The sequence below is a fragment of the Hymenobacter sp. GOD-10R genome, assembly GCF_035609205.1.
In the GTDB taxonomy this organism is placed as follows: Bacteria; Bacteroidota; Bacteroidia; order Cytophagales; family Hymenobacteraceae; genus Hymenobacter.
In genome coordinates this window covers 4,205,154-4,216,949 of record NZ_CP141184.1, presented here as the reverse complement: position 1 = coordinate 4,216,949, position 11,796 = coordinate 4,205,154, and the positions used below count along the sequence as shown (strand labels likewise).

12 protein-coding genes are annotated in these 11,796 nt (G+C 52.2%); 4 read left to right on the top strand and 8 right to left on the bottom strand.

What is annotated here, in order from left to right:
- Window positions 1-129 precede the first annotated feature (129 nt).
- The 6 genes from SD425_RS16900 to SD425_RS16875 form a co-directional block, all read right to left on the bottom strand.
- A complete protein-coding gene (locus tag SD425_RS16900; RefSeq protein WP_324671117.1) occupies window positions 130-1,236 on the bottom strand; it encodes an efflux RND transporter periplasmic adaptor subunit in 1,107 nt (368 codons plus the stop codon).
- Between the two features lie 40 nt (window positions 1,237-1,276).
- A complete protein-coding gene (locus tag SD425_RS16895) occupies window positions 1,277-2,569 on the bottom strand; it encodes a TolC family protein (protein WP_324671116.1) in 1,293 nt (430 codons plus the stop codon).
- Window positions 2,570-2,865: 296 nt separating this feature from the next.
- Complete coding sequence (locus SD425_RS16890) at window positions 2,866-3,969, bottom strand: efflux RND transporter periplasmic adaptor subunit (RefSeq protein ID WP_324671115.1); 1,104 nt, start codon at window positions 3,967-3,969, stop codon at window positions 2,866-2,868.
- Window positions 3,970-4,181: 212 nt separating this feature from the next.
- The gene (locus tag SD425_RS16885) at window positions 4,182-5,537 is read right to left on the bottom strand and encodes a HAMP domain-containing sensor histidine kinase (protein WP_324671114.1); all 1,356 of its coding nucleotides are present in this window, start codon (window positions 5,535-5,537) and stop codon (window positions 4,182-4,184) included.
- Between the two features lie 77 nt (window positions 5,538-5,614).
- The gene (locus SD425_RS16880) at window positions 5,615-6,292 is read right to left on the bottom strand and encodes a response regulator transcription factor (RefSeq protein WP_324679559.1); all 678 of its coding nucleotides are present in this window, start codon (window positions 6,290-6,292) and stop codon (window positions 5,615-5,617) included.
- A 150-nt stretch (window positions 6,293-6,442) separates the two neighbouring features.
- Window positions 6,443-6,781, bottom strand: a complete 339-nt coding sequence (locus SD425_RS16875) for a tetratricopeptide repeat protein (RefSeq protein ID WP_086595343.1) — start codon at window positions 6,779-6,781, stop codon at window positions 6,443-6,445.
- 75 nt (window positions 6,782-6,856) lie between these two features.
- Between SD425_RS16875 and SD425_RS16870 the strand changes: the two genes are divergently transcribed.
- From SD425_RS16870 to SD425_RS16855, 4 genes are all read left to right on the top strand, one after another.
- Entirely contained in the window at window positions 6,857-7,597 is a 741-nt protein-coding gene (locus tag SD425_RS16870; RefSeq protein ID WP_324671113.1) for an electron transfer flavoprotein subunit beta/FixA family protein, read from the top strand.
- Window positions 7,598-7,710: 113 nt separating this feature from the next.
- The gene (locus SD425_RS16865; protein ID WP_324671112.1) at window positions 7,711-8,688 is read left to right on the top strand and encodes an electron transfer flavoprotein subunit alpha/FixB family protein; all 978 of its coding nucleotides are present in this window, start codon (window positions 7,711-7,713) and stop codon (window positions 8,686-8,688) included.
- Between the two features lie 121 nt (window positions 8,689-8,809).
- Window positions 8,810-9,430 (top strand): bifunctional nuclease family protein, encoded by a 621-nt coding sequence (locus SD425_RS16860; protein WP_324671111.1) that lies wholly within the window; start codon window positions 8,810-8,812, stop codon window positions 9,428-9,430.
- Window positions 9,431-9,576: 146 nt separating this feature from the next.
- Window positions 9,577-10,110: a YfiT family bacillithiol transferase gene (locus SD425_RS16855; RefSeq protein ID WP_324671110.1), complete on the top strand. Its 534-nt coding sequence runs from the start codon at window positions 9,577-9,579 to the stop codon at window positions 10,108-10,110.
- A 64-nt stretch (window positions 10,111-10,174) separates the two neighbouring features.
- Here the strand turns inward: SD425_RS16855 and SD425_RS16850 are convergent, their stop codons facing one another.
- Window positions 10,175-10,981, bottom strand: coding sequence for an ABC transporter ATP-binding protein (locus SD425_RS16850; RefSeq protein ID WP_324671109.1), 807 nt, complete (start codon window positions 10,979-10,981; stop codon window positions 10,175-10,177).
- A 69-nt stretch (window positions 10,982-11,050) separates the two neighbouring features.
- The gene (locus tag SD425_RS16845) at window positions 11,051-11,782 is read right to left on the bottom strand and encodes an ABC transporter permease (protein ID WP_324671108.1); all 732 of its coding nucleotides are present in this window, start codon (window positions 11,780-11,782) and stop codon (window positions 11,051-11,053) included.
- Window positions 11,783-11,796 lie beyond the last annotated feature (14 nt).

Sequence of the window (11,796 nt, the reverse complement as noted above, 5' to 3'; positions counted from 1 at the left end):
AGCTAGAATTCAGAATCTAGGAAGAAGGAGGAAACAAAAAGAAGCCGTTCTGAAAAGGCAAGGGAATGGCCGTCAGCGCACTTAGGCTAACTTCTACTTCCTAGCTTATTGCTTCCGAATCCTCTGGAATTAGTCGTTCAGTTCGTCGTACACGAGTAGCTGATTCTGAGCGATGATCTTCTCACCGTCTTGCAGACCCGATTTCACGTAACTCACGTCGCCTACCGTTTTCAGAATTTGCACGGGGCGCGTTTCGATGTGGCTGCGGTCCTTGAAGACCATCACGAAGTTGCGGTCTTTGTCGAACACCACGCACTTAGCGGGCACGGCTAGCATCTTGTTGCCTTCCGTATTGCCCACTCTGATTTGGGCATACATCTCAGGCTTAAGCAGGTAACCGGGGTTGTCGAGACGTACGCGCACCTTCATCACTTTGCTTTCGGGGTCGAGCACGTTGAAGACCTTGTCGATGCGGCCGTTGAAGTGCTTGTCGGGGTAGCTCAGCGTGGTCACGTCGGCCTGATAGCCTTCGCGCACTTTGGCAATATCCGATTCAAACACGTTGGCCATAATCCACACATCGTCCAAGTTGCTTACCGTAAACAGGTTGCCTACGTTGTCAGCGTTGAACTGCATGTGGTCGGTGACGTTCTTTTCAGTTATAAAGCCCGAGATAGGCGCCCGCAACGTGTAAGTGCCATCGGCCGATACGCCGTACACACTCAGCTGCTTACGGCTCTTGCCCACGTTGCCTTGCGCTTTGCGCAGCTCTTGGCGGGCTAGCACCACGTCGCGCTCCGAAGCTAGGCCATCATGAAACTGATCTTCGGCTACTTGCAGGTTCTTGCGAGCAATATCGAGGTCAGAGCCGGCGGCGGAGCTTTGGTTTTGCAGGTCGGCAATTTCGCCGCTCTTAATTACGGCTAGCACTTGGCCCTTCGCCACGTGGTCACCTAGCTCCACGCTGAGTTGCTCAACGACGCCACCTACCAGCGGATATACCTTCACGGTTTTGTCACCGTCGGAGGCAATCTGGCCGGAGAGCGTCAGCTCGTCGCGTACGGGCTCAGCGTGTACAGTATCTATTCTCAACTCACGCAGCATAGTATCCGACATCGTAAAGCCGGCTTCGGCTTTCTGCGGCGTTTCCGCGTCGTCTTTTGGTTTCTGCGAGCAGCTTGCCAGCAAACCCAGCGAAGCGGTAGCAGCGAGTAGGAGGGAGGGGATGCGGTTCATATCGTTGATTCTTTGGATCTAATGAGGAGTTCTGATACAATTATTCTGCCCTGAAAATGGGGCGGCCCACAGAGAAATTAAGCTGCTCAAAGGCCCGCATTCGATTGGAACGCAACTGATTGAGCAGTACCAAGTTGTTCTTGTAGCTTTCGTAAAAGTCTAGGAACTCCACGATGGTGATGTTGCGCTTAGCATAGCTCTGCTCAATTCCCGTAATGAGACGGTCGAAGTCCCCGGTTGAGCGGTTCGTATTCTGGTAAAGTTGGTTGGTTTGCTGCGTGAGACGGTACGCTTCCTGCACGTCATTCTGCACCACCAGCTGCTGCTGGTTTAGCTGGGCCTTGCTGCTCTCAATCTGCGCCTGCGCTGAGCGAATGTTGCCCTGGTTGCGGTTGAAGATTGGAACGGCAATACCTAGAGTTAAGGCGTTGTAATTCTGGATGTAGCTGCCTGCGCGGTCGTAGACGTAGCCTACAGCTAGGTCGGGAGCCGCAATGGCGCGTTGCAAACGCAGGTTTTGGTTTTGCTGCTCCACATCGGCTTGCCGGGCCCGTAAGTCGGCGCGGGCAATCTGAGCGGTATCGGCTAGCTGCTCCACCGAGTAAGCGCCAAGGCCTAGGCCTTGCAAGCGAACTGGATCGGCTTGGGGGCGGTAGTACGTGCCTGCGTTATCACGAATCAGCACCCTTAAGTCAGCTTCCTGACCGGCAATATCCGTGAGCAGACCTTGGCGCTCATTTTCCAGCTGAAACAAAAAAGCCTTCAGGCGAATCACTTCTTTCAGGGCAATGTTGCCCTTGTCATACTGCCCTTGGTACTGGGCTACTGTGCGGCGGAAGGAGTTGATTTCCCGGTCGTAAGCGCCTACAGTTTGCTGTTTGAAGAACAGATCGTAGAAGGTAGTACGGAGCTGGAAGCGCAGATTGCGCTGCAAATCCTGGAAGTTGAATTGTTCTACTAAGGCGTTCTGCTGCGCTACGCGGCCAGCTGCTTTGCGCCGACCCGCAATCGAGAACAGCTGCTGCACCTGCACGATGCTCTCACCACTTCTCGTCATGTCGAAGTGTTTGCCCGTGGTAGGGTTATAGGTGTTCTGCTCCAGCGAGATAGTAGGGTTATCCCACAGCTTAGCCTGCTGAATCTGCGCTTCGGCAGCCGTTACGTTGTACTGCTGAGCGAGCAGCGAGAAGTTATTTTGGACGAAACGCTGCTCGGCTTGCGGCAGCGTGAGCTGCACCGTATCGGCCGGCGCACTGGGCGCTGGAGTGGCTGCCGCTTGGGCGGTGCCAGCTAGCAGCGGTAGAGAAATCAGGAACAAAAATAGGCGTTGCATATCCGATTAAGCGTTTGGATATGCAAGTGTACGACCACGGTATTAGGGGCGTATTAGAGGTAGATTAGAGCCAGATTAGAAACGATATTTTCTCGAAAAAACCTCGTTTAAAGCTTGGAATGAAGGTTTTAGACGTTGCTATTTTTTAGAAATAGTCAAGAAATTAGTGGGATTCGCCATCCGGAGCGTGCATAGTGTAGTCGCTGTATTAGGAAGAATTGGCCGCCATAAACCGAAAATGCCCAGACGATGAAGCCCAGGCATTCGGAGGAACAAGCCGCAACGACGGGCAACTGTTAATCGTTTAGCTCTTTATAGAGCAAGAGCTGGTTTTGAGCAACTACTCGCTCGCCATCCTGCAAACCCGACGAGACGTAGCTCTTGTCGCCTACGGTTTTGAGAATCGACACCTCACGCGTTTCAATGTGTTTCGGGTCTTTGAACACGAGCACGAAGTTGCGGTCGTTGTGGAAAACCAAGTTTTTGTGCGCTACCGCTACGTGCCGTTGCTTTTCGATAGTCGAGACGTTCACGCGGGCGTGCATACCGGGCTTAAGCAGGTAGTCGGAGTTATCGAGGCGCACACGCACCTTCATCACTTTGCTCTCCGGATCGAGCATGTTGAAGACCTTGTCGATATGCCCAATGAAATGTTTGTCGGGGTAGCTCAGCGTCGTTACGTCGGCGGTATGACCTACCTGCACGTGGGCAATGTCGGCCTGGAAAACGTCGGCCAGTACCCAGACCGTGCTCAGGTTCGCAATCGTGAACAGGTTATCGACATTATCAGCGTTGAACTGCATGCGGTCGGTGACATTCTTTTCAGTGATGAAGCCAGAGATGGGTGCCCGCAAAGTGTAGGTGCCGTCGGCCGATACACCGTACACGCTTAGCTGCTTGCGACTCTTGCCTGCATTGGCTTGCGCTTTGCGCAGTTCCTGCCGTGCGGTCAGTACATCGCGCTCCGCCGCTAGGCCGCTACCGAATAGATCTTCTGTCACTTGCAGGTTTTTGCGGGCAATAGTTAGGTCGGAGCCAGCGGCGGAATTCTGGTTTTGCAGGTCGGCAATTTCGCCGCTCTTAATCACGGCCAGCACTTGTCCTTTCTCTACATGGTCGCCGAGGCTAACGCGTACGGCTTCCACCACGCCGCCAACCAACGGGTACACCTGCACCGTTTTATCGAGGTTGGTGCTCACGCGCCCAGTTAGCTTCACTTCGCTACGAACTGCCTCGGTTCGGGCGGTATCTAAGGTAAGATGGCGCAGCATATGGGGGTGGAGCGCCGACCGTTCGGGTGTTTTGGTGACCAACTCAGTGGCTTCTTCCGAGCAACTCGTGAAGGTGCAGGTGGTGAAAGCTGCCACAACAGCAGTAGTAAAACGGATAGTACGTAGCACAGGTATCTTAAATAGGTGATGTGCAATGCTACGAGCCCGAAGTTAGAGGTAGGTTAGAGACACATTAGAAACGGATTAGAGAAAAGAATAATGTTTATTTTTACTGAAATAAGCATAATTATTATGAGATATTTCATACTATGGAATGAAACATCTCAAAACTTTTCATCCAATTTTCAGGAAGCTGTACTTAAGTAAATGAGTGAGAATGGCTACAACTTGAACGTTACAGCCGCTATGGTGCCTTCGTTTAGCTGCGAAGTGATGGTGAGCTTACCACCGTGCAGTTCGATAATTTTCTTGGAGAGTGGCAAGCCCACGCCGTGCCCAATAACACCCCTAGCATTGCCAGCTCGAAAGAAGGGTTGGAAGATACCCGAGAGGTCTTTTTCCGAAATACCAATACCCTGATCTTCAATCAGGATATAAACAAAGCCTTCCGCGTATTCAAAGTGGACTTCCACAGGCTTGTCACCAGAGTATTTCAGAGCATTATCAAACAAGTTGGCCAACGCTCGGCTCAACAGCTGACGGTTACCTGAAATCTCCATTTGGGTAGCATCAGGAGGCAATGAGTCAAGTGTGATATGGATGCGCCGACGTTGGTCAGGGGCTACAGCCTCGCGTGCTTCCCAGAGCAACTCGTCCAGGCGGATTTCATCACCCGTCATGGTGCCCGTATTGGCCTGCGTAAATTCGAGTAAATTATTTATCAGCGTTTTAAGCTGCTGTAGCTCTGTTAATACAGAGCTTAAAGCCTCACGATAAGCAACAGGTTCTCGGTCGCGGGCAAGGAGCACTTGCAGCTCGCCGATGGTAGCGGTGAGCGGCGTGCGTAGCTCGTGGGAGGCATTGCTGACGAACGTGCGCTGGCCTTCGAAGCTTTCTTCCAAGCGCTCCAACATACGGTTAAAGGTGCGGGCTAGGCGCGTAATCTCGTCCTTGTCGCTGCGGCCTTCTTCCACACGCAGGTGTAAGTCGCGCGCCGTAATGCGGTCTACCTGGTCGTTGACGGCAGCAATAGGAGCCAAGGCCCGGCCAGCAAACAAACGGCCGGCAACATAAATTACTACCAAGCTCCCAACAAAAACTAGGGCGAGCATGGAAGCTAGGTGCTCCATGCGAGCACGCCCCGCGCGGTTCTCGGCGGCGGCTACAATCACGAAGTCGCCCTGGTTATCGTGGTAAAACAAGCCGATAGCTTGGCGTGGCCCCAACGTGAAGTAGAGTTCCTTTTCGGCAATAATGCGTACGAGCAGTGAATCGGAAAGGTGAAGGCGCGCATCCTCTTTGATAAAGCGTGGGTTCAGATGGGAGTCGTAGATCTGAAGTACTTCGTCGGTAAGCGTGCGCAGGTAGCGCTGGCGGAAGTTGCTGAAAGCCGACTCGTGTAGCTCATCTTGCTCCAGAAATACGTAGCCGGTCACCTCGGCCCGGTCGCGCAGTCGCTGATGAAATTCTTGCCGCGTATACTGCGCGTGCAGCAGAAAAGTAACGGACAAAGCTCCGAATAGAATAATACCCACCAACACTAAAAAGAGCAGGGTGAGCCGATTGCGAATAGTCATAATAATACGGCTAGGTGCTTGGGGCTAGCGAAGAGTCACTTGCCTATGTGCTCTAACCTAGGGGCGAGATTCTAAATTCAATCTTCTTCCCGCATGACGTAGCCCATGCCGACAACGGTATGAATGAGCTTTGTGGGAAAGCCTTTGTCAATCTTATTGCGCAGATAATTAACGTACACATCAATTACGTTCGAGCCAGAATCGAACGCTTCTTCCCAGGAATTCTCGGCAATTTCTGCTCGGCTCAATACCCGTCCTTTATGGCGCATAAACAGCTCTAAAAGCCCAAACTCCCGGGCAGTGAGCTTGATTGGCTGACCACCGCGCGTTACCGTTTTGGCGGCTGTATCCAGGGTGAGGTCGGCGAGGGTGAGTAGGGCGCCTTTCTTTTCGGTGCCGCGGCGGCGCGTCAGGGCGCGCACGCGAGCCAGGAGCTCTTGAAAGTCGAATGGCTTGACCAAATAGTCGTCGGCGCCTCCGTCGAAGCCTTGCAGCTTGTCGGTAGTAGTGCCTAGGGCCGTCAACATCAAAATGGGTACTTGTTGATCTTGGGCGCGAACGGCACGGAGCACTTCAAGGCCGCTCATATTGGGCAGAATCACATCCAAGATGATCAACTCGTAATCGTGAGTAAGGGCTAGCTGCCGCCCGAAATGACCATCGTAGGCTACTTCTACTTCGTAATTCTCTTCCTCTAGGCCGCGACGGATAAAGGCAGATACTTTCGGTTCATCTTCAACAAGTAAGATCTTCATTGCGCGAATGTGCTGACAAGATGATGAAGCAGCGGTGTAGGAATGCGCCACGGCGGGGGCGTCGTGGCGCATTGAGCTAGACATAGAAAGGAACTCGGTACAGCAATAAATGACCCAGACGAGGAATGCGTCATGTCGTGTTCCTACTCTTTAATCATCTTCATAATCGAGACCTAGGAACTGATTGAGGGCTTGCTGTAGCTCACTAGCAGCGTGCATTTGTCCAGCCCGGCGGCTCACTTGTAGGCCCTTGCGGTAAACTTTTTCGGCTTCTTCAGCATTATTCAATTGCTCTAGCAGCTTGCCCGCGTGATAGTACGTACCCACGTAGTCAGGGTGTTCGTCGAGCAGCTTCTGATAAAATTCCATGGCGCGCTGCGGTTCCGTAGCGCGGTATTCGGTAGCCAACGCGTAGATCGTGAAGGCATCGTTAGGGTCTTCGGCGTAGAAGGCCAGAAGCTGTTGCAGACGAGTTGGAGCGGTTTCCATAAGGAAGGTAGATTTCTGTATCTTCGCCCGAAAGTAGGGGGTTTCCCTAGTATTTGTTCATTCAAGCAGCCGTAGATGAAGTTTCTCGTTTGCATTAGCAACGTGCCTGACACGACCACCAAAATAACCTTCACTCCTGATAACAAAGAGTTTAACAAGGCAGGGGTGCAATTCGTGATTAACCCCTGGGACGAGTACGCCCTCACTCGCGCCATTGAGCTGAAAGAGGCTCAGGGTAGCGGTACCGTCACGGTAATCAATGTAGGTGAGGCCGATACAGAACCCAATATTCGCAAAGCCCTAGCCATTGGTGCCGACGACGCCATTCGTGTGAATGCCAAGCCTACTGATGCCTTCTTCGTAGCCGAGCAGATTGCGAACGTAGCGAAAGAGGGTGCCTACGATGTTATTCTGATGGGCCGGGAGAGCATTGATTACAATGGTTCTCAGGTACATGGCATGGTAGGCGAGCTGCTCGGCATTCCGACTGTAGCCCCAGCCATGAAGCTTGACATGAGCGGCAACACTGCCACCCTAGAGCGTGAGATTGAAGGTGGCAAGGAGATAGTAGAAGTAAACACGCCTTTTGTCGCTTCGTGCCAGCAGCCTATGTGCGAGCCCCGCATCCCAAACATGCGTGGCATCATGACGGCCCGTACCAAGCCGTTGAAAGTAGTAGAACCCGTAGGTTCTGGTGCTCGCACGGAAGTAGCCGAGTATGCGCTGCCACCCAAAAAGCAAGGAGTAAAGCTCATCCCGGCCGAGAGTGCCGGCGAGCTGATCAAGCTGCTGCGCAACGAAGCAAAAGTCATTTAGTTATAGAGCTTAGAGCATAGAACGTAGAGCTTGCACTGTGACCAGTTAAGCTTTTCGCTCTCAATGCATAGAAGTCTAAGCTCTACGTTCTAAAACCTAAGTTCTGAAAGATCATGTCTGTTTTAGTTGTAGTTGAATGTGATAATGGCGAGGTAAAAAAGTCCTCGCTGGAAGTGGCTTCTTACGGTAGCCAGGTGGCACAACTGCTCGGCACGACGGCTACGGCCATTGCGGTGGGAGTGGCTACGGAAGCCAACCTAGCTCAGCTAGGTGAGCAGGGCATCAGCAAAGTACTGTATGATGCTGAGCCGCGTCTGAAGGACTTCGTGAATGGGGCGTATACCAAGCTCATTGCTGCTGCCGCTGAGAATGAGCAAGCTCAAGTGATTGTGCTAGCCAACTCTAACATTGGCGCAGCGGTAGGCTCTCGCTTGTCGGTACGCCTGAAAGCTAGCCTTGCCACCAACGTAGTGGAGCTGCCCAAAGTGGATGGCGGTAAGTTCACGGTGCGCCGTGGGGCCTACTCCGGCAAAGCCCTGGCCGACGTGATTCTGACGGGTGACCGGAAAATCATTGCCGTGAAGAAAAACTCTATTGAGGCGCTGCACAACGCCGGCCAAGCGGCTACAGTGGAGCAGTTCTCGGCTCAACTCACCGATGCTGACTTCGCGGACGCACCTAAGCAGGTAGTCATGCAGGAGCAAGCGGGTGGCGTGCTCCTCCCCGAGGCTGACAAGGTGGTATCGGGTGGCCGTGGCATGAAAGGCCCAGAGCACTGGAATCTAATTGAGGACCTAGCCAAAGCATTGCACGCAGCTACGGCTTGCTCGAAGCCAGTATCAGACGCCGACTGGCGCCCCCATCACGAGCACGTAGGACAAACGGGCATCACCGTATCGCCGAACTTATACATTGCTTGTGGTATCTCAGGCGCTATTCAGCACCTAGCAGGCGTAAACTCGTCGAAAGTAATTGTCGTAATCAACAAAGATCCGGAGGCACCTTTCTTTAAGGCCGCCGATTATGGCATCGTTGGCGACGTATTCGACGTATTGCCAAAACTGACCCAGGCCGTGAAGGAGCTAGGGTAAATTATTGTCTGACATGTGCTCTAATATGCTGATTTATATTAGATTGGTGTAGTAGAGAAACACTGACATGCTAGCGTACTCCTTCCCCTCAGCACATTAAAAATCAGCACATCCGCAGCTTGTGAAGAAAATCCAGCTCGAAATACTAGGCTTATCATCTAGCCAGTCGCAGTCCGGTTCTTTCGCCCTTATCTTGGGCGAAAAGACCGGCAACCGTCGCTTGCCCATCATCATCGGCATGTTTGAGGCGCAGAGTATTGCCATTCAAATTGAAAAAATCAGTCCGAATCGGCCTCTGACGCACGACCTATTTAAATCATTTGCCGAGCATGTGCACGTGACGATTCTGGAGGTGCTTATCTCGGATTTGAAAGAGGGAGTGTTCTACTCCAAGATCGTCTGCTCGGATGGGGCCACCACCTTCGAGCTTGATGCTCGCCCTTCCGATGCTATTGCCATTGGCTTGCGGTTCGGAGTACCCATTTTCACGGTGGAAAGCGTGCTGAGCGAGGCCGGTATTATCTTGAGTGACCTAGATGAGAACGTCGACGATACCGACGACGATGATGATCAGGATGAAGAGGATACCGAAAAGCCCGTACCAGCTCGGCCCGAGCCGCGTGAGCCATCGGGTCAAGTTTCCTTGGATGAGCTAACGAAGATGCTCGCTCAAGCCCTTGAGAAAGAAGACTACGAGAAGGCTGCCAAGATTCGTGACGAGCTAAATAAGCGTAACGGCTAAACGTCGGTTTAACCTACATAAAAGGGCTGTTCCTACAGGGGCAGCCCTTTTGTGTGTAGCTAGCTTTCGAGATTCAAATTAGCGGAAGCAAGAAAACAAACTTGGTAAATGCTTACTTGCACAAGCATTATACACGGCCAGCTTTGATGGAGACCTCGCAACCTGATCTTCGCTACCCAATCGGACAACCTGAGCTACCTACAGAAGCATTAAGCAATGCAGAGCGGGTAGCTTATATTCGGCAGCTAGCCGACCTACCTGCGCAGCTCACGGCCGCTGCGCGCCGCGTAGGAGGCATTCGCTTGCAAGAGCCCTACCGACCCGGTGGGTGGAATGGCCGGCAAGTGATTCATCACCTCGCCGATTCGCACGTGAATAGCTACACGCGTTTCAAGCTAGCCCTCACCGAAGACAACCCGACTATCCGCCCCTACGAGGAGCAAGAGTGGGCCGAGCTGCCTGATGTTGAGGCAACACCTATTACGGTGTCATTGACGTTGCTGGAAGCCTTGCACACCCGGTGGACCAACTTGCTAGCCCACCTAGGGGAGGAGCAATGGCAGCGGACGTTCTACCATCCAGGCTCAAAACAGACGTTCACGCTCGATCAAGCGCTTGTGCTGTATGCCTGGCATGGTCGCCATCACCTAGCCCACGTCGGAAGCTTGTACCAAGAATAAAAAGCGAGCCGCTCCTTCAATAAGGAGCGGCTCGCTTTTTATTCTTGGGTTATGCTTACCTAGGTTAGGACTGAGTCTGAGGATCTTCGGCCAGGATGGCTTCTAAGCCACCTTCGTCGTCCACACGCTTGGCGGCGCGTACGAGGCTGCTGCTGAAGATAAACTCTTTCAGTTCGGGTACTTGGGCGTTCAGGATTTCGTCCTTGTTGCCGTCCCAAAGCTTGAGGCCTTTGTGCAGAAAGATGATATGGTCACCAATCTCCACCACCGAGTTCATATCGTGGGTGATGATGGCAGTAGTGATGTTGTACTCGTGCGTGATTTCGTGAATCAGCTCGTCGATTTTGATGCTGGTGAGCGGGTCAAGGCCAGAGTTTGGTTCGTCGCAGAACAGGTAAGTACAGTTAGGGGCAATAGCCCGTGCAATACCAACACGCTTTTTCATACCACCCGAAATTTCGGAGGGCATTTTGTTGCCAGCATTTTCAAGTCCTACACGCTTTAGGCAGAATTCTACCCGGTCGCGGCGCTCCTCCTTACTCATTTCAGGTGTGAGCATCTTCAGCGGAAACTCCGTGTTTTCAAACACCGTCATGGAGTCGAAGAGCGCGGAACCCTGGAACAGCATCCCGATCTTGCGGCGAATTTCCTGCCGGACGCCCACTTTATTGTTCGTGAACACCGTGCCGTCGAAGGTGATGCTGCCGATATCGGGCTTCATAAGCCCTACAATGCATTGCAGCAGTACGCTTTTGCCCGTACCCGAACCACCTAGCAACAAGTTGCATTTGCCCGTTTCGAAAGTGCACGTGATGCCTTTGAGCACCGCGTTGCCATCGAATGATTTCTGGATATTATGAATCTCAATCATCGGATGAAGTACTTAGTCAGGAGTACTTGATGATCGTACGAGCGAACGTACTTCATCAAGTAGTAGAATTTATAATAGAATGGCGGCTAACACAAAGTCAGCCAACAGAATGGCGATGATCGAGTTGTTAACTGCTGCGGTGCTGGCAGATCCTACTTCCAAGGCCCCACCCGTGGTGAAGTAGCCTTTGTAAGCAGAAATAGCAGACACTAAGAAGGCAAACACAACCGACTTAATCAGCGCGAAAAGAATGTTGTAAGGAATGAAGTCTGTCCGAATGCCTTCTACGTATTCCTGCGCAGATATGGCACCCGTTAGTGTACCTGCTAGGTAGCCTCCTAAAATAGAGAGAACCATCGCTAGAATAACCAGCAACGGAAACATCACAATCGATGCGACGATACGGGGGAAGACCAAGTAAGAGGCAGAGTTGATGCCCATTACCTCTAAGGCTGCGACCTGTTCAGTTATCCGCATGGTACCTAGGCCGCCGGCGATGCTAGAGCCTACCTTGCCTGCCAGCACGATGCTCGTGATGGTAGGAGCCAGTTCCAGGATGGTCATTTCGCGCACCATGTAGCCGATAGTAGACTTCGGAATGAGCGGGTTGACAAGGTTATAGGAAATCTGAACGCACGTAACTGCCCCGATAAAAGCACTAACAATAGCAACGATAAAAACAGAATTAACACCGATAATCACCGATTCATCGATAGTGCGTTCAAACAGGGTTTTAAATCGCTCTTTTCGCACCAGCATACTCTGCAAAAAGAGAATAAACTCACCGAAGGTCTTAACCATAAAAGGAAAATTGA

What these genes read in the sequence shown, in the direction of transcription:
- SD425_RS16895 (WP_324671116.1), bottom strand. Translation starts at nt 2,569, where the DNA reads ATGCAACGCCTATTTTTGTTCCTGATTTCTCTACCGCTGCTAGCTGGC.
- SD425_RS16870 (WP_324671113.1), top strand. Translation starts at nt 6,857, where the DNA reads ATGAAGTTTCTCGTTTGCATTAGCAACGTGCCTGACACGACCACCAAA.
- SD425_RS16875 (WP_086595343.1), bottom strand. Translation starts at nt 6,781, where the DNA reads ATGGAAACCGCTCCAACTCGTCTGCAACAGCTTCTGGCCTTCTACGCC.
- SD425_RS16885 (WP_324671114.1), bottom strand. Translation starts at nt 5,537, where the DNA reads ATGACTATTCGCAATCGGCTCACCCTGCTCTTTTTAGTGTTGGTGGGT.
- SD425_RS16855 (WP_324671110.1), top strand. Translation starts at nt 9,577, where the DNA reads ATGGAGACCTCGCAACCTGATCTTCGCTACCCAATCGGACAACCTGAG.
- SD425_RS16845 (WP_324671108.1), bottom strand. Translation starts at nt 11,782, where the DNA reads ATGGTTAAGACCTTCGGTGAGTTTATTCTCTTTTTGCAGAGTATGCTG.
- SD425_RS16865 (WP_324671112.1), top strand. Translation starts at nt 7,711, where the DNA reads ATGTCTGTTTTAGTTGTAGTTGAATGTGATAATGGCGAGGTAAAAAAG.
- SD425_RS16880 (WP_324679559.1), bottom strand. Translation starts at nt 6,292, where the DNA reads ATGAAGATCTTACTTGTTGAAGATGAACCGAAAGTATCTGCCTTTATC.
- SD425_RS16900 (WP_324671117.1), bottom strand. Translation starts at nt 1,236, where the DNA reads ATGAACCGCATCCCCTCCCTCCTACTCGCTGCTACCGCTTCGCTGGGT.
- SD425_RS16850 (WP_324671109.1), bottom strand. Translation starts at nt 10,981, where the DNA reads ATGATTGAGATTCATAATATCCAGAAATCATTCGATGGCAACGCGGTG.